16 protein-coding genes are annotated in these 16,869 nt (G+C 68.2%); 8 read left to right on the forward strand and 8 right to left on the reverse strand.

Annotation, left to right across the window (positions count from 1 at the left end; all coding sequences use genetic code 11):
• The first annotated feature begins 95 nt into the window (after nucleotides 1-95).
• The 8 genes from CQ040_RS13180 to CQ040_RS13215 are packed head-to-tail and all read left to right on the forward strand — an operon-like array spanning nucleotide 96 to nucleotide 9,131.
• A complete protein-coding gene (locus CQ040_RS13180) occupies nucleotides 96-1,610 on the forward strand; it encodes an ABC transporter ATP-binding protein (RefSeq protein WP_028503503.1) in 1,515 nt (504 codons plus the stop codon).
• Nucleotides 1,607-2,926 (forward strand): ABC transporter permease, encoded by a 1,320-nt coding sequence (locus tag CQ040_RS13185; protein WP_105526809.1) that lies wholly within the window; start codon nucleotides 1,607-1,609, stop codon nucleotides 2,924-2,926. Before CQ040_RS13180 ends, CQ040_RS13185 begins: the two co-directional genes overlap by 4 nt.
• Nucleotides 2,926-4,209 (forward strand): ABC transporter permease, encoded by a 1,284-nt coding sequence (locus CQ040_RS13190; protein ID WP_374954131.1) that lies wholly within the window; start codon nucleotides 2,926-2,928, stop codon nucleotides 4,207-4,209. Before CQ040_RS13185 ends, CQ040_RS13190 begins: the two co-directional genes overlap by 1 nt.
• Before the next feature lie 27 nt (nucleotides 4,210-4,236).
• On the forward strand, nucleotides 4,237-4,635 hold the full coding sequence (locus tag CQ040_RS13195) for a cytidine deaminase (protein ID WP_017828470.1): 399 nt from the start codon (nucleotides 4,237-4,239) through the stop codon (nucleotides 4,633-4,635).
• Entirely contained in the window at nucleotides 4,632-5,945 is a 1,314-nt protein-coding gene (locus CQ040_RS13200; RefSeq protein ID WP_105526811.1) for a thymidine phosphorylase, read from the forward strand. The genes CQ040_RS13195 and CQ040_RS13200 overlap by 4 nt, the downstream gene beginning before the upstream one ends.
• Before the next feature lie 50 nt (nucleotides 5,946-5,995).
• A complete protein-coding gene (locus CQ040_RS13205; RefSeq protein WP_105526812.1) occupies nucleotides 5,996-7,111 on the forward strand; it encodes an adenosine deaminase in 1,116 nt (371 codons plus the stop codon).
• A gap of 2 nt (nucleotides 7,112-7,113) precedes the next feature.
• The gene (locus tag CQ040_RS13210) at nucleotides 7,114-8,223 is read left to right on the forward strand and encodes a polysaccharide deacetylase family protein (RefSeq protein ID WP_105526813.1); all 1,110 of its coding nucleotides are present in this window, start codon (nucleotides 7,114-7,116) and stop codon (nucleotides 8,221-8,223) included.
• A 26-nt stretch (nucleotides 8,224-8,249) separates the two neighbouring features.
• Nucleotides 8,250-9,131, forward strand: coding sequence for a carbohydrate kinase family protein (locus CQ040_RS13215; protein ID WP_105526814.1), 882 nt, complete (start codon nucleotides 8,250-8,252; stop codon nucleotides 9,129-9,131).
• A 3-nt stretch (nucleotides 9,132-9,134) separates the two neighbouring features.
• On the opposite strand, the gene CQ040_RS13220 is transcribed toward CQ040_RS13215, so the two are convergent.
• From CQ040_RS13220 to CQ040_RS13255, 8 genes are all read right to left on the reverse strand, one after another.
• Nucleotides 9,135-9,878 (reverse strand): alpha/beta hydrolase, encoded by a 744-nt coding sequence (locus CQ040_RS13220; RefSeq protein WP_258131310.1) that lies wholly within the window; start codon nucleotides 9,876-9,878, stop codon nucleotides 9,135-9,137.
• 55 nt (nucleotides 9,879-9,933) lie between these two features.
• Complete coding sequence (locus CQ040_RS13225; RefSeq protein ID WP_105526815.1) at nucleotides 9,934-11,226, reverse strand: NAD(P)/FAD-dependent oxidoreductase; 1,293 nt, start codon at nucleotides 11,224-11,226, stop codon at nucleotides 9,934-9,936.
• An 85-nt stretch (nucleotides 11,227-11,311) separates the two neighbouring features.
• Nucleotides 11,312-12,469 carry a mannitol-1-phosphate 5-dehydrogenase gene (locus CQ040_RS13230; RefSeq protein WP_105526816.1) on the reverse strand — a complete coding sequence of 386 codons (1,158 nt, stop codon included), beginning with the start codon at nucleotides 12,467-12,469 and terminating at the stop codon, nucleotides 11,312-11,314.
• Nucleotides 12,466-12,900: a PTS sugar transporter subunit IIA gene (locus tag CQ040_RS13235; protein ID WP_105526817.1), complete on the reverse strand. Its 435-nt coding sequence runs from the start codon at nucleotides 12,898-12,900 to the stop codon at nucleotides 12,466-12,468. Before CQ040_RS13235 ends, CQ040_RS13230 begins: the two co-directional genes overlap by 4 nt.
• On the reverse strand, nucleotides 12,897-14,531 hold the full coding sequence (locus CQ040_RS13240; protein ID WP_105526818.1) for a PTS mannitol transporter subunit IICB: 1,635 nt from the start codon (nucleotides 14,529-14,531) through the stop codon (nucleotides 12,897-12,899). Before CQ040_RS13240 ends, CQ040_RS13235 begins: the two co-directional genes overlap by 4 nt.
• Nucleotides 14,528-16,213 (reverse strand): phosphoenolpyruvate--protein phosphotransferase, encoded by a 1,686-nt coding sequence (gene ptsP, locus CQ040_RS13245; protein WP_105526819.1) that lies wholly within the window; start codon nucleotides 16,211-16,213, stop codon nucleotides 14,528-14,530. The genes CQ040_RS13240 and ptsP overlap by 4 nt, the downstream gene beginning before the upstream one ends.
• Nucleotides 16,210-16,491, reverse strand: coding sequence for an HPr family phosphocarrier protein (locus CQ040_RS13250; RefSeq protein WP_105526820.1), 282 nt, complete (start codon nucleotides 16,489-16,491; stop codon nucleotides 16,210-16,212). Before CQ040_RS13250 ends, ptsP begins: the two co-directional genes overlap by 4 nt.
• Nucleotides 16,488-16,805 (reverse strand): PTS sugar transporter subunit IIB, encoded by a 318-nt coding sequence (locus tag CQ040_RS13255; RefSeq protein WP_105526821.1) that lies wholly within the window; start codon nucleotides 16,803-16,805, stop codon nucleotides 16,488-16,490. Before CQ040_RS13255 ends, CQ040_RS13250 begins: the two co-directional genes overlap by 4 nt.
• Between the last annotated feature and the right edge of the window lie 64 nt (nucleotides 16,806-16,869).

The raw sequence follows: 16,869 nt of genomic DNA on the forward strand, positions 1-16,869 counted from the left end.
AGTGGTGAGCAGGCTGCCACTCGCCCCGTGCCGTGGCCGGACGATGATTTTCCCGGATGACTCTTCTGGATAACTCTTCTGGATAAGGTGCAGATATGAAGCTCGAACTTCGCGGCATCACCAAACGCTTCGGTACCCTCGTTGCCAACGACCACATCGATCTGGTGGTCCAACCGGGTGAGATCCACGCGCTGCTCGGTGAGAACGGCGCAGGCAAGTCCACCCTCATGAATGTCCTGTACGGCCTGTATCAGGCCGACGAGGGCGAGATCCTCCTCGATGACGAGGTGCAGCGCTTCCGCGGTCCCGGTGACGCGATGGCTGCGGGGATCGGCATGGTCCACCAGCACTTCATGCTCGTCCCGGTGTTCACCGTGGCGGAGAACGTGATGCTCGGGCACGAGCAGACCAAGGCCCTCGGCAGGCTCGACATCGCGAAGGCGCGAGAGCACGTGCGGTCGGTCGCGGCCCGCTTCGGTTTCGACATCGACCCCGACGCGCTCGTCGGCGATCTTCCCGTCGGCGTGCAGCAGCGCGTCGAGATCATCAAGGCGCTGTCACGCGACGCGAAGGTGCTCGTGTTCGATGAGCCCACCGCTGTGCTCACCCCGCAGGAGACCGACGAGCTGATGAGCATCATGCGTCAGCTGCGCGACGAGGGCACGGCGATCGTGTTCATCACGCACAAGCTGCGTGAGGTCCGCGAGGTCGCCGACAAGATCACCATCGTCCGCCTCGGCCGCGTTGTCGGCGAGGCATCGCCGACCGCGACCAACGCCGAACTCGCCTCGCTCATGGTCGGCCGGGCTGTCGAGTTGACGGTGCACAAGGACGCCCCCCGCCTCGGCGAAGGCGGTTTCGAGGTCAAGGGACTGCGCGTGCTGACCCCCACCGGCGCGATCGTCGTCGATGACGTCGACTTCGCCGTCCGACCGGGAGAGGTGCTCGCGATCGCGGGCGTCCAGGGCAACGGTCAGACCGAGCTGGTGGAGGCCATCGTCGGTCTCGCCGCTCGTGTGGAGGGAAGCATCACACTCGACGGCAAGGAGCTCGTCGGCAAGAGCGTGCGCGCCATCCTCGACGCCGGCGTCGGCTTCGTCCCGGAGGACCGCACGGAAGACGGCTTGGTCGCCGGCTTCTCCGTCGCGGAGAACCTGATCCTCGATCGTTCGGACGATCCCGCGTTCAGCCGCGCCGGTACGCTCCGGCGTGGGGCGCTCGACGAGTTCGCCCGTGCTCGCATCACCGAGTACGACATCCGTACCCAGGGTCCGGAGACCGCTGCGGGCACGCTGTCCGGCGGAAACCAGCAGAAGGTCGTCATCGCCAGGGAGATGAGCCGCGATCTGCGCCTTCTCGTCGCGGCACAGCCGACCCGTGGTGTGGACGTCGGATCGATCGAGTTCATCCACAAGCGGATCATCGAGACACGCGACTCGGGCGTCCCCGTGATCGTCGTCTCCACTGAGCTCGACGAGGTCGCAGCTCTCGCCGATCGGATCGCGGTCATGTACCGCGGCACGATCGTCGGCATCGTCCCCGGCGACACGCCTCGGGAGACGCTCGGACTCATGATGGCCGGAGCGGCCGAAGGGGAGGTGGCCGCGTGAGCGGAGCGACACCCGGCGCAGGAGATGTGACCAAGGGGATCCCACCGCAGGAGCTCGCGACGAGCACCGGCACGGTCCCGCGCGACCCGTCGGACGTGCCGCCGCCCCCGCGCGGCAACGTCATCCTCAAGGAGATCCTCCGCGGCAATGCGGTCACCACGATCCTCGCGATCGTTCTGGCGCTCATCGTCGGCGGCATCCTGATCGCCTTCACGAACGAAGACGTGCAGGCGGCATCCGTCTACTTCTTCGCGCAGCCCGGTGACACGTTCGTCGCCGCCTGGAACGCCGTCTACAACGGCTATGAGGCGCTGTTCCGCGGAGCGATCTTCAACGCCCGCGGAGCGGACTTCGCGGCCCAGATCCGTCCGCTGACGAACACCCTCGGCTTCGCGGCTCCTCTGATCGCCGCCGGCCTCGGCGTCGCCCTGGCCTTCCGCGTCGGCCTGTTCAACATCGGTGCCCGCGGCCAGATGCTCATCGGCGTCGCGGTCGCGGCGCTGCTGACCTTCTCGCTCGACCTGCCGATCTGGCTGCACATCCCGGTCACGCTCATCGCGGGTATCGCGGGCGGTGCGCTCTGGGGCGCGATCGCCGGACTCATCAAGGCGCGCACGGGTGCGCACGAGGTGATCCTCACGATCATGCTCAACTACATCGCGTACTACCTGCTGCTGTGGATGATCCGCACGCCTGGCCTGCTGCAGAAGCCGGGCACCAACCAGGCGCTCGGATCGGCCACGCCGCAGAGCGCGCAGTTCCCGACGCTGCTCGGCCCGCAGTTCCCGCTGCTCGACCTCGGCTTCGTGATCGTCATCGTGGCGACCCTGTTCGTGTGGTGGCTCATCGAGCGGTCCTCGCTCGGCATGCGCATGCGCGCCGTGGGTGAGAACCCGCACGCCGCACGCGCCGCCGGCATCAGCGTGCAGCGCATCTACGTCTACGCGATGCTGTTCGCCGGTGGTCTTGCGGGCCTCGCCGGCATGAACCAGATCCAGGGCGCGGTCACCACCGGTGTCACCGAGACCATCGACGCCGGCATCGGCTTCGACGCGATCACCGTCGCCCTCCTCGGGCGCAGCCGCGCCTGGGGGACGTTCGCCGCCGGCATCCTGTTCGGCGCGCTCAAGGCAGGATCGTTCTCGATGCAGGCGCAGGACATCCCGGTCGACATCGTTCTCGTCGTGCAGTCGCTCGTGGTGCTGTTCATCGCCGCGCCGCCGCTGCTGCGCACGGTGTTCTTCCTCCCGAAGACCGATATCGAGAAGGCTGCCAGGCTGAGAGCCAAGGCCTCGAAGAAGGCGGTGGCGGCATGATGTCCCTCGTGCAGACCCAGGCCGCTGACGGCACGGTGCAGCTTGCGACCGTGAAGGAGCGGCACCTCAAGGCGCCGATCGTCCTGGCGGGCGCCACCGTGCTCCTCGCGCTGTTGTTCCTGTTCGTGCCGCGTGACGGCATCAGCACCTTCCGGCTCTCCGACCAGTCGTCTGCGCTCGCGCTGCCCGATGTCGCACTGCCCACGGCCTCGACGTTCTGGGTCGTCCTCGGAATCCTCGTGGTCCTGACGGTCGGAGCGTTCCTCCGCGCGTGGACCTACCGCACGCCTTCGCTGTGGCTGGTCATCGCCTACAGCGTGCTGGCTGTCTTCGCGTTCCTCGTCTGGGCCTCGGCCGGCGGACTCGTGCCGGTCACGAGCCTGCTGTTCGGCGCGGTCTCGCTCTCGGTGCCGCTGGTGTTCGGCGCCCTGGGCGGCGTCATCGGCGAGCGTGCCGGTGTCGTGAACGTCGCCATCGAGGGGCAGCTGCTTCTCGGGGCATTCTCCGCTGCTCTTCTCTCGAGCATCACCGGCAACCCGTTCGTGGGTCTGGTCGGCGCGATGATCGGCGGCGTCCTGGTAGCCAGCGTCCTCGCCGCGTTCGCGATCAAGTACCTCGTCGAGCAGGTGATCGTCGGTGTCGTGCTCAACGTCCTGGTCACCGGTCTCACCGGGTTCCTCTACGGTGCGCTGCTCGCGCCGAACGAGGCGACGCTGAACACACCGGTGCGGTTCCCGCGCGTCGAGATCCCGGTGCTGAGCGACATCCCCATCATCGGGCCGGTGCTCTTCAACCAGACGTTCATCGGGTACCTGATGTTCATCACCGTCGCCGTCGTGGCCTGGGGGCTGTATCGCACCCGGTGGGGTCTGCGGCTGCGTGCCGTCGGCGAGCACCCGCAGGCCGCCGACACCGTGGGCATCAAGGTCAACCCGACCAGGTTCTGGAACGTGCTGCTCGCCGGCGCGATCGCCGGTATGGGAGGGGCGTACTTCACGCTCGTCTCGGTACCGCAGTTCGGCAAGGACATGACGGCCGGGCTCGGCTTCATCGCCCTCGCCGCTGTGATCTTCGGTCGCTGGGATCCGATCCGCGCGACGCTCGCGGCGCTGTTGTTCGGTTTCGCCACCAACCTGCAGAACCTGCTGTCGATCCTGAAGACACCCATTCCGGGCGAGTTCATGCTGATGCTGCCCTACGTCGTGACGTTGCTCGCGGTCGCCGGGTTCGCAGGTCAGATCAAGGCGCCTGCCGCCGACGGCAAGCCCTACATCAAGTCGTAGCCCTGCCGGAAAGAGAGAATCATCGCAATGACGGACATCGACTGGGATGAACTGCGCCAGGTCGCAACGGACGCCATGACGAAGGCCTACGCGCCGTACTCGCGCTATCGCGTGGGTGCGGCGGCCCTCGTCGGCGACGGTCGTATCGTGGCCGGCTGCAACGTGGAGAACGCGTCGTACGGCGTGACGCTCTGTGCGGAGTGCGCGCTGGTCGGTGACCTGCACATGTCTGGCGGCGGGCAGCTCGTCGCCTTCGTGTGCGTCAACAACGAGGGGCAGACGATCATGCCGTGCGGTCGCTGTCGCCAGCTGCTGTTCGAGCATGCGATGCCCGGGATGCTGCTCGAGACGGTCTCCGGCATCCGCACGATCGACGAGGTGCTGCCCGATGCATTCGGGCCGCGCGACCTGGAGGAAGCACGATGACCGCTGGACAGGCTCAGGGAGCCATCGAACCGTTCGACGCGATCGATGTGATCCGTGCCAAGCGCGACGGCGGTGCAGTGCCCGAGGCGGCGCTGCGCTGGATGATCGATGCCTACACTCGCGGCTACGTCTCGGATGCGCAGATGGCGTCGTTCGCTATGGCGATCTTCCAGCGCGGCATGGAGCGCGACGAGATCCGGGTGCTCACCGACGCGATGATCGCGTCGGGGGAGCGGATGAGCTTCGCATCCCTCGGGAAGCGCACCGTCGACAAGCACTCCACCGGCGGCGTCGGCGACAAGATCACGCTGCCGCTCGCGCCTCTGGTCGCCTCGTTCGGCGTGGCCGTCCCGCAGCTGAGCGGTCGCGGTCTCGGTCACACGGGTGGCACGCTCGACAAGCTCGAGTCGATCCCCGGCTGGCGTGCGGCCCTCAGCAACGAGGAGATGTTCGCTCAGATGCAGGGCGACGTGGGTGCGGTCATCTGCGCTGCCGGCTCCGGCCTCGCCCCCGCAGACAAGAAGCTGTATGCACTCCGCGACGTCACCGGCACGGTCGAGGCGATCCCGCTGATCGCCTCGAGCATCATGTCGAAGAAGATCGCCGAGGGCACGGACGCTCTCGTTCTCGACGTGAAGTTCGGATCCGGTGCATTCATGCAGGACATCGATCGCGCCCGTGAGCTGGCTCGCACGATGGTCGCGCTCGGCACCGACTCCGGCGTCGCGACGACCGCGCTGCTGACCGACATGAACGTTCCGCTCGGGCTCGCCATCGGCAACGCGAACGAGGTCCGCGAGTCGGTGGAGATCCTCGCCGGTGGCGGACCGTCCGATGTGCGTGAGCTGACGCTCGCGCTGGCGCGTGAGATGCTCGCCCTCGCCGGGCACCCGGATGCCGACGTGGAGGCCGCCCTCGATGACGGCCGCGCGATGGACACCTGGAAGGCGATGATCAGGGCGCAGGACGGCGACCCGGATGCCGCGCTGCCGACGGCTCGCGAGACCCACCAGGTGCTGGCGCCGGCGGATGGTGTCATCACGCGCATGGATGCCCTTCCCTTCGGGGTCGCCGCCTGGCGTCTCGGTGCGGGGCGCGCCAGGGCGCAGGATCCTGTGGTCTTCGAGGCGGGCATCGATCTGCACGCCAAGCCGGGTGACCGAGTCGTTGCCGGGCAGCCGCTTTTCACGCTCTCCGCCGCCGACGATGCACGGTTCGGCCGAGCGCTCGACGCGCTCGAGGGCTCGTGGGAGATCGGCGACGAGGCTCCGGCCACCGGTCCGATCGTGCGTGAGCGCATCACGGCGTGACCGCGGACCAGTAGCCTGAACTGAGCACATCCGCGACCGAGAGGATCACCATGTCGATCGATGCGAACGGCGACGTCACGCTTCAGGGCGTCTCCCTGCGGAGCCTGCCCAAGGTGTCGCTGCACGACCACCTCGACGGCGCGCTGCGGCCCGCCACGATCATCGAGCTCGCGGACGCGATCGGCCTGGAGATCCCGGAGTCGAAGCCGGCAGCGCTCGGTTCCTGGTTCGCGAAGCAGAGCGACTCCGGTTCGCTTGTCGAGTACCTCAAGACCTTCGATCTCACGACTGCCGTGATGCAGACCGAGGAGGGGCTGACCCGCGTCGCGCGCGAGTTCGTCCAGGACCTGGCGGCCGACGGCGTGATCTACGGCGAGGTGCGCTGGGCTCCCGAGCAGCACCTGGCTCGCGGCCTCACGCTCGAGCAGACCGTCGAGGCCGTGCAGAAGGGCATCGAGGAGGGCGAGGACGCCGCTGACCGTGGCGGTCGCAGCATCCGCGTCGGCCAGTTGATCACGGCCATGCGCCACACCGATCGCGCCCTCGAGATCGCGGAACTCGCGATCGACTTCCGTGGGCGCGGTGCTGTCGGGTTCGACATCGCCGGCCCTGAAGACGGCTTCCCGCCCTCGAACCACCGCAAGGCGTTCGACTACCTGGCCGAGAACTTCTTCCCCGTCACGGTGCACGCGGGAGAGGCGGCGGGCCCTGCCTCCATCCGCTCGGCCCTGATCGACGGACGCGCGCTGCGACTCGGTCACGGCGTGCGCATCGCCGAAGACCTCGAAGTCATCACTCAGGAGGGCGACGAGGTGCAGGTGCAGTTCGGCGATCTCGCGCGCTGGGTGCGCGACCGTGAGATCCCGCTCGAGCTCTCGCCGTCGTCGAACCTGCAGACCGGTGCGATCGCCGCGTGGGGCAACACGATGGTGGATCACCCCTTCGACCTGCTCTACCAGCTCGGATTCGCGGTCACCGTGAACGTCGACAACCGCACCATGAGCGCCACCTCTCTCACGCGTGAACTCGCTCTCCTGGTCGAGGCGTTCGAGTACGACCTCGACGACCTCGAGACCTTCCAGTTCAATGCCGCGGCCGCCGCGTTCCTCCCGGTCGAGGAGCGCGAGGAGCTCGTGGAGATGATCGCCGAAGGCTTCGACGCCTGATCATGGCTTCCGGGGGGAAGAAGCGGCGCGGACGCACCGCGGTCATCGTCAGCGCCATCGCGGCGGTCGTCGTGCTCGCGGGTGGCACCGCGGCCTTCGCCTGGCTGAATCGCACGCCGGAGAACACCGTTCCGAAGGCGCAGTCCGCGCCCATCGAGCATCCGCTGACGCCGGCGGAGCAGGTCGTGGCGGACGCGAACGATCCGCGCGCCTGCGCAGTCACCTTCACGGGCGAAGGCGCCCCTGCAGACCCGATGCTGCAGTTCCAGGACGCCCTTTACCAGGGGCTCCCGATCCCGCAGCTCGACGGTCGGGTGTTCGCCGGGTGGTATGCGAGTGCAGCGGATGCGGGAGCCTTCACGGTCACCGCTCGCGTGAACGGTGCCGACCCCGTCGTGTGTGCAGACCAGCAGGTCGAGCTCTTCGCCGCGTGGAAGACCCCGGAGGAGAACGCAGCTGAGGACGTGCGGGTGCCCATCCTCATGTACCACCAGTTCACGGCCAACCCCGAGGGGGAGAAGGGCTGGCTGCGCGGCAATTACGCGTACATCGGCGACTTCGACGCGCAGATGAACCACATCGCGACGACGGGCTTCTACCTGCCCACCTGGGACGAGCTCAGCGCTTTCATCGACGGTCGGCTCTCGCTTCCCGCCAAGAGTGTGATCATCACCGATGACGACGCCGACCAGTCGTGGTTCGACCTCGCGGTGCCGGTCGTCGACAAGTACAAGCTGCTCAGCACGTCGTTCATGATCACGGCCTATCGGCAGGACCCGGCGCCGTCGATCTACGTGCAGCGCCGCTCGCACACGCACGACATGCACCAGGCGGGCGACAACGGCAAGGGGCGGATGGTCAACTGGACCGCCGACCAGATCGCGGCCGACCTCAAGACGTCGGCCGACATCCTCGGTGTCGGTCAGGTCGTCGCCTACCCGTACGGGCACTACAACGACACCACCAAGCAAGGCGTCGCCCAGGCCGGGTACGAGATGGGACGCACCATCGAGCCCGGATACGTGAAGATCGGCACCGACAAGCTCGCTCTTCCCGTCGTGCGCATCGACTACGGCATGGGGTTGGACGCGCTGGTCTCGCGCATCAGCTGAGCGCGAGCGCACGGCAGGATGGTGCCATGCCCTCCGTCTCCGCATCCGCCTCTGTCTTCATCGTCGGGCCGGCATCCTGGAACAGGATCGTCGTGCTCGATCGGCTGCCCGAGCCCGTGCCGCACATGCAGTTCGCCGAAGAGACCTGGGAGACGGTCGGAGGCACGAGTGCGGGCAAAGCGCTCAGCCTGACCGCGCTGGGTCGATCCACACAGCTCCATGCCATCGCCGGGACGGATGCGGAGGGCGCGCGCGTGCGCGAAGCCCTGAGTGCCGCCGGCGTGCAGGCGCACTGGCACGACGGTGTCACCGAGCGGCATCTGAACCTGATGACGCGGCAGGGTCGCCGCGTCTCGCTCTACCTGTCCCTCCCCCAGGCGTCGGAAGGGGAGCAGGATGCCTGGATGCGCGACCGGATGACGGCGGCCGACGCGGTCGTGCTCGATCTCGCGGCGGAACCCTTGCGTGTGCTGCCTCTCGCCCGGGAGACCGGCACACCGATCTGGGTGGATGTGCACGACTACGACGGCACTGCGCAATACCATCGGCCGTTTCTCGAGGCCGCACACGCGGTGTTCTGCAACGCCGACCGGCTCGATGACCCGGTCGCGTTCCTGCGATCACGCATCGCGGCGGGGGCGGGACTGGCTGTATGCACGCTGGGGGCCGACGGTGCGGTGGCAGTCGACGAAGACGGCGCGGTGCACAGGGTTCCTGCGGTGCCCGTCGAGATCGTCGACACGAACGGCGCGGGCGATGCCTTCCTGGCCGGCGTGCTCGATGCGCGCCTCGACGGGGCCGGCATCACCGCCGCGCTCGAAGCGGGGGCGCGATCAGCGGCGTCGGTGCTGCGCACGCGGCACCTGCATCCGCTGCTCGATGTGGTCCTCGGGGTCGCGGGGGAGTGAGGCTCAGGGCGTGAGCGGGGCGAGGAAGGCTTCGGTCAGGCGCGTGACCTCGGCGTGCATGTCGTCGCTCGAGATCGTAGGGGTGCCGTCGCCGTCCTGCGGGCCGTAGTCGCCGAAGGAGGCGTGCGAAGCTCCCTCGATCTCCTCCATGTCGGCATCGGCAGGGAGCTGGTCCCGTGCATCGGCGATCTTCTGCGGGGTGGACAGCCCGTCTTCGCTGCCGGACAGGCTGAGCACCGGGAGTCCGGACTCGGACAGGTCGTTGGCACAGTACGAGGCGAACAGCACGAGCGCATCGGCGTCAGACGCGAGCTGGCACGCGCGCACCCCGCCCAGGGAGTGTCCGCCGACGCTCCAGACATCGACGTCGGGCGCTGCGGAGGTGAAGGCGTCGAGGCCTCGCGGATCGAAGAACGCCAGGTTCAGCCACGGGCGTGTGATCACGACCGTGACGCCGTCTTCTGCCAGCCCCTGCAGGATCGCGGCGTACGCCCAGGGATCGACCTTGGCACCGGGGATGAAGACGAGGCCGAGGTCCGACTCTCCCTCGGCGGGAGCGAGCACGATGCCCTGGTCGGCATCGGTCACGGTGATCGCCGGGTTCTCCCGCACGGTCGCGAGCGGCTCCGGCTCCGCGGGCATGACCCCGAGCTGGGTCCACGCGAGCACTCCGCCCACGGCGAGCACCAGCACGATCGTGATGCTCCACAGCACGCGCTTCAGGATCCGGCGAGACTTCTTCTGCACGAGACAACGCTACTCCGCGCTGCGGCGCGACATTCCGCTCGTCACCGGGTGGAGGTCACGCCGGCGTCTCCAGGACTGTCTTCTCGCGTCGCACGGCACCTCGATAGGCGTCTTTGTTGACGTAGTACGCCATCCGGTCCAGGCCCAGGTAGTGATAGCCGCCGGTGACATCGGGCCAGGGCGTTCCGGTCACCCGGTCGCGGAACCGGGCCGCGCGCGCGGGGTCCTCTTCGACGGCTCCGAGATAGGCGGCGAGCAGATCGGCCTGCTCGTAGCGGCCCTGCCAGCCGATACCCGATGCTTCGATCATGCCCATCACGTAGAGGCCGTTGAACGATGCGGGGAAGACGTTGAGGAACAGGCGGGGCGAGGCGCCGCGCCAGTGCAGGTGCTTCCGGTCGACGAACGGGTAGTCGAGCGTGTAGCCGGTGGCGAGCAGCACGAGGTCGTAGTCGTCGGAGGTGCCGTCGCGGAAGTGCACGGTCGCCCCGTCGAAGCGGTCGATGTCGGGGCGGATGCGCAGATCGCCTTGTCCGAGGTGATTCAGGATCATGGTGTTCACGATCGGGTGCGACTCATAGATGCGATAGTCGGGCTTCGGGAAGCCGAACCGGACCGGGTCGCCCGTGAAGGCCCGCAGCACGCGACTGTCGACCGCCTGCTTGATGCGCGCCGGCAGTGGACGGCCCTGGTTGAGGGTGTCGCTGGGCTTGCCGAAGAGATAGCGGGGTACGAAGTAGTAGCCGCGGCGGACGCTCATGTCGACGGAGACCGCATGATGCACGGCATCCACCGCGATGTCGCAGCCGGAGTTGCCCGCGCCGATCAGCAGCACCCGCTTGCCCTTCAACTGGTCGGGCGACTTGTAGGCGCTTGTGTGCAGCACCTCTCCCGCGAACTCTCCGGGGAACGTCGGCACATTCGGCTTGGCGAGCGTCCCATTCGCGAGCACGACTCCCGCGTACCGACGGGTCTCCTCGCCGCCGGGGCCGGTGCTGGTGAGATCCCAGCCGTCATCGCGCTGTTCGAGGCGGGTGACCCTGGTGTCGAAGCGGAACAGCGAGGAGAGTGCGAAGTGCCGGGCGTACTCCTCGAAGTACTGCTTGAGCACTCGGTGGCCGGGGTAGTCGACCCGCGACTTCATCGGGAACTCGGCGAACTCGGTGGTGGTGCGCGAGGAGATGAGATGCGCCGACTCGTACATCGTGCTGCGGGGATTCTCGATGTCCCACAGTCCGCCGACGCCATGCGACGACTCGTAACCGTCAACGGCGATCCCGCGCTTCTGCAGCGCGCGTGCCGCAGCGAGGCCCGATGGCCCCGCGCCGATCACGGCATATCTGTTCATCTGGCTCCCCGCACATCGCCGTGCTCGAAAAACGCCCCCGCCCACCGATCGTATCGGCAGGGCGGGGGCGTCGATGAGAGGTGGGTCAGGCGACCTCGATGCCTTGCTGCCGCGCCGCGACAGCATCCCGGATCAGCGGGAACAGCGGGTGCTCGGGGTCGAGGCCCGTCGTCCGCGTGGTGAACCCGGCAGGATCCTCGGTGCGAAGAAGCTGCTGCAGTTCGACCGACTGCTCGTCGGCCGGGTCGTCGAAATCGAGTGCCGCCGACACTGCGGCGACCAGTGCGACGCTCGGCAGCCCGCGTTCGGCGGCCATGGCAGCCGGTCCGACGAAGCGCTCATGCCGCGAGATCTTGCGCAGCGGCTGGCGTCCGACCCGCTGCACCGTGTCGATGAGCGCGGGGTTGCGGAACCGGTCGAGGATCGTCGCGCGATAGGCCGCGAGATCCTCAGGGTCCAGGCCGTGCTCGGCGACCAGAACTGCCGAGGTCTCCTCGAGAGCCGCCGACACGCTCGCCGCGATGGCGGGATCGGCCAGGGCGTCCGAGATGCGTTCGATGCCGGCGCGGGCTCCGAAGTAGGCCGTCGCCGCATGGCCCGTGTTCACCGTGAAGAGCTTGCGCTCGATGTACGGGGCCAGATCGTCGACGAAGTGCGCGCCCGGGATGTTCGGCAGCTCGCCACCGAAAGGCCCGGACTCGATCGCCCACTCGAAGTAGGGCTCGACCGTGACGTCGACGCCTGATCCCTCCGGCTGTGCGGGCACGATGCGGTCCACCGCGGTGTTCGCGAAGACCGCGCGGGCGAGCAGCTTCTCGGCATCCGCCCCAGCCGCCGATGCGACCTCGCGGCGCAGCAGATCGGTGGCGCCGATCGCGTTCTCGCAGGCCATCACCTGCAGCGGTGCGGCCTCGGGGGAGCGCAGTGCCAGTCCCGCGACGATCGACGGAGCAACGAACCGCAGCACGGTCGGCCCGACCGCGGTCGTGACGACATCGGCCGAGGCGACCTCTTCCGCCACCGCTGCGGGATCCGTCCGGCTGTTCACCGCCCGGAAGCCGGTGACGACGTGATCGGTCCCTCCGGGGCCGGCTTCGTGCACGGTGTACGAGTCGACAGCGTTGATCGCATCGACCAGCGCGTCGGCGACGTCCGAGAACACGACCTCGTACCCGCCTTCGCGCAGCAGGAGACCGACGAACCCGCGCCCGATGTTGCCTGCCCCGAAGTGGACCGCCTTCATCCCTCGTTCACCTCCGAGAGGAGGGCGTAGAGCTCCTCCGCGGTCTTCGCCGCGGACAGCCGGGCCACGTCGTCCTCCTCGGAGAACAGGATCGCGATCCGGGAGAGGATCTCCAGGTGTTCGTCGCCCACTCCGGCGATGCCGATCACGAAGGTCGCAGGATCCCCTGCCCAGTCGACACCGCCGTCGTAGCGGACGACCGACAGGGCCGAGGCGAGGATCGTGTCCTTCGCGTCGTTGGTGCCGTGCGGGATCGCCAGGCCGTTGCCCATGAAGGTCGACACGGTCTCCTCGCGCTGCCGCATCGCGTCGACGTATGCCGGCGTGACGGCTTCGGCGGCGACGAGGATGTCCGTCGCCTCCTGGAGGGCTTCATCCCGCGTCGCCCCTCCGGGGTGGATACGGACCTGCTCGGGGCTGAGAACGCTCATTCGTTTTCCTTTCGCTGTTCGCGCACCATTTCGACGACCTCTTCGTACTTGGGCGAGTTCATGAAGTTGTCGACCGACACGTGGACCGAGTTCGGCGACTTCGCCTCGGCGCGCTCGGTGAGCTGCTGCTGCGTGATCACCACGTCGGCTGTTCCGTCGAGGTTCGCGATCGCCTGGTTGGTGACCGTGATGTCCTCGATGCCGGCCTTCTTCAGCTTGTTGCGGAGCACACTGGCGCCCATGGCGGACGACCCCATGCCGGCGTCGCAGGCGAACACGATGCGCTCGATCGGTGCGGTGACGAGCGCGGTCGTGCTCGGGGTCGCAGCCGACTCGGGGGCCGTGGTCGCGGTCGACGTGCGCAGCGCGTCCATGGCGGCGGACGACTTGCCCTTGTTCGCCTCGGTCTGCGCGATCGCGGCGCCGAAGGTATCGCCCTCGGCCTCGAGGTCACGCTTGCGCGACGCCCGCAGGATCACTCCGGTGATGAGGAACGTGACGGTCGCGGCGATGATCACAGACAGGTACACGACCAGCAGGTTGGGGACGCCCGGTCCGATGGCGGCCGCGCTCACGGCGATGATGCTTCCGGGGGCTGCCGGGAACGCCAGACCCCCGCCGAGGACCATGTTCGTGGTGACTCCGGCCGCGCCACCCGCGATGAGGGCGAGGATGGTGGTCGGCTTGCTCAGTGCATACGGGAAGTAGATCTCGTGGATGCCGCCGAAGAACTGGATGATCGCAGCACCCGGTGCGGAGGCCTTCGCCGCGCCGACACCGAAGAAGGTGAAGGCGAGAAGCAGTCCGAGGCCCGGGCCGGGGTTCGCCTCGATGAGGAAGAGGATCGACTTGCCGGCCTCGGCGGCCTGCTCGATGCCGAGCGGGGTGAACACGCCGTGGTTGATGGCGTTGTTCAGGAACAGCACCTTGGCCGGCTCGACGATGATCGACACGAGCGGCAGCAGATTCAGCGAGACGAGCCAGTCGACGGCCGTACCGAGCGCCGCACTGATGCCGAGCATCACGGGTCCGAACACGAAGAAGCCGACGATCGCGAGGATCATGCCGAGGATGCCGGCGGAGAAGTTGTTGACCAGCATCTCGAAGCCGGGGCGGATCTTGCCCTCCCAGATCCGGTCGACCTGCTTCATGATCCAGGCTGCGATCGGCCCCATGATCATGGCGCCGAGGAACATCGGGATGTTCGTGCCGACGATCACACCGACCGTGGCGATGGAGGCGACCACGCCGCCGCGCTCGCCGTAGACCATACGGCCGGCGGTGTTGGCGATCAGCAGCGGCAGCAGGTACGTGACCATCGGGCCCACGAGGCCGACGTAGGCGAGGATGTTGCCGTCAGCGCCCTCGGCGACCGTCGTCATGGCTCCCTGCCAGCCGAGGATCACGGAATCGCCGCCGCCGCCGAGGATCTCGGACACTCCGGCCCAGTGCCAGCCGAACGGGCTCTCTGCACCGAAGAACCCCTTGGGGATGAAGAGCATCGTGATGAAGCCCCAGGCGATGAAGGCCGCGATGTTCGGCATGATCATGCCGGACAGGAATGTGCCGAAGCGCTGCACTCCTACGCGGAGGCCGCCAGGTTTGGTGGCGGCAGGTGACGTCGTCGTCATGATGTCGTCTCTTTCTTGTGGAGGGGGAGTTCCGCGGCGAGAGTCGCCACGGCGGTTCGGGCGGAGGAGGCGTCGTCGGCAGCCAGGGCGGCCTGGGCGAGGCTCCGCGCCTCGGACGGAGTGCGCTCGGACAGCGCGTGTCGCACATCGGCCAGGGCCGACGGCGCCATCGAGAGGCTGGTGGCGCCGAGCCCGACCAGGACCACGGCGAGCAGCGGATCGGCCGCAGCCTCGCCACAGATGCCGACGGGCTTGCCGAGACGGGCACCCGCATCGCCGACCTCGCGCACGAGGCGGAGGACGGCAGGGTGCCACGGGTCCTGGAAACCGGCGACGGAGCCGAGCATGCGGTCGGCGGCCATCGTGTACTGCGTGAGGTCGTTGGTGCCGATCGAGGCGAAGTCGGCGTGCGCGAGCACGCGGTCGGCGAGCAGCGCGCTTGCCGGGATCTCCACCATGACGCCGGCCGTCTTCAGTCCGTACTCGCGGGCGAGGCCCGTGAAGTAGATGGTCTCCTCGACCGTGGCCACCATGGGAGCCATCACCCAGAGGTCGGCCTCGGTCGCAGCGTCGGCTTCTGCGAGAGCGGTGAGCTGCTCGCGCAGGATGTCCTCACTCGCCCGCAGCGCCCGCAGCCCGCGAAGACCGAGCGCCGGGTTCTCCTCGTGCGCGTCGTTGAGGAACGCGAGGGGCTTGTCGGCGCCGGCATCCAGCATCCGGACCACGACCTTCTTGCCGGGGAATGCCGCCAGCAGCTCGCGATACGACTCGCGCTGCTGGGCGATCGTCGGTGCCTGCGCGGAGGAGAGGAACAGGAACTCGGTGCGGAACAGCCCGACGCCCTCGGCCCCCCGAACGACCGCATCGGCCGCGTCTGCAGGCTTCCCCAGATTCGCGAGCAGCGCGACAGGCGTGCCGTCGGCGAGAGCGCCGGGAGTAGGTGGGGCGGAGTCCGCCGATTGGCGAGCGGCGGCGCGTTCGGTGGCGCGGGCCTTCTCGTCATCCGTCGGCTCGCGCGTGACGACGCCGCTGGCGGCGTCGACGATCACGGTCTCGCCCGTGGCGAGCAGCGCGCCGTCGGCGACTCCGACGATCGCGACGATTCCCTTCTCCCTGGCGAGGATCGCCGTGTGAGATGTCGGGCCGCCGTCGGAGGTGATCAGAGCGAGCACCTGGTCGAGGTCGAGGAGTGCGGTGTCGGCGGGGGCGAGATCGCGGGCGACGAGAACGAATGGGTGCCCCGGATTCGGGACGCCGGGAGCGTCGACGCCGCGAAGACGGGCGAGCACGCGCTGTGCGATGTCATCGAGGTCGGCTGCGCGCTCGCCGAGGTAGCCGCCGACGGCTTCGAGAGTCGCGCGGAAACCGGCGAATGCATCGTGCACGGCCCACTCCGCGGTCGCGCCGGCATCGATCCGGGTGTCGACCTCGTCTTGAAGAGTCGGGTCCTCGGCGATCATCGCCTGAGCTTCGAGAACCTCCTGCGCGGAGCCGCCTGCGGCCTCCCCTCGCGCATTCAGCTCGTTCGCGACGATCGAGACCGCCTCACGCACCCTGGCGCGTTCGGCGTCTGCGCCCACACTGCTCGGCGTGTTCTCCGGAGCGGCCATCGCCTCGGCCATGCGGACGACCGCGCCCTGGGCCACCCCGAGACCGATCCCCACACCGCGCAACTCGCTCATCCGGCAGCGTCCTGATCGTGGTCGGTGGTGAGGAGCTCGGTGAGCGTGTCGAGGACGCTCTCGGCGCCGTCGCCGTCAGCCGTGAGAGTCACGTAGTCGCCGTACTCGATGGCGAGGGCGATGACTCCGAGGATGCTGGCGGCATTCACCGGCTTGCCCGAGTCCTTGGCGATCGTCACGGGGATGCCGGACTCCTTCGCCGCCTGTGCGAAGAGCTTCGCCGGGCGGGCGTGCAATCCGTGTGACGAGCCGATCCGGACGGTGCGAGTGGCGGTCATGATGTTCCTTTCGGGGTTTCGCCGGCGGCGGCGAGGATCGATCGAGCGAGGTCGAGCGTGCGTGAGCCATCGCGATCGGCGAAGACGTCGTCGGGGAGTACCGCGACGGGCGTGCCCGCGTGGCTGCGGATGCTATCCAGTCGGTCGCTCAGATGGGGGCCGATGAGGACGAGGTCGTGGTCGGAACCGGCGACGGAACTCTCCATCCCTGCCGCAGCGTCCCAGTCGAGGCCTGCTGCGGCTGCCGCGCTGCGGAGCCGCTGTGCGACGAACGTGCTCGACGCTCCCGCGCCACACACCACGAGAATCCTCATTGATGCCCACCCTTCCTGAGAACAGTCTGGGAACCGCTCAGGGGTCCGCGCCAACACGTTCCTT

Origin of the sequence: Microbacterium sp. MYb54 (genome assembly GCF_002979515.1) — a bacterium.
Lineage (GTDB): Bacteria > Actinomycetota > Actinomycetes > Actinomycetales > Microbacteriaceae > Microbacterium.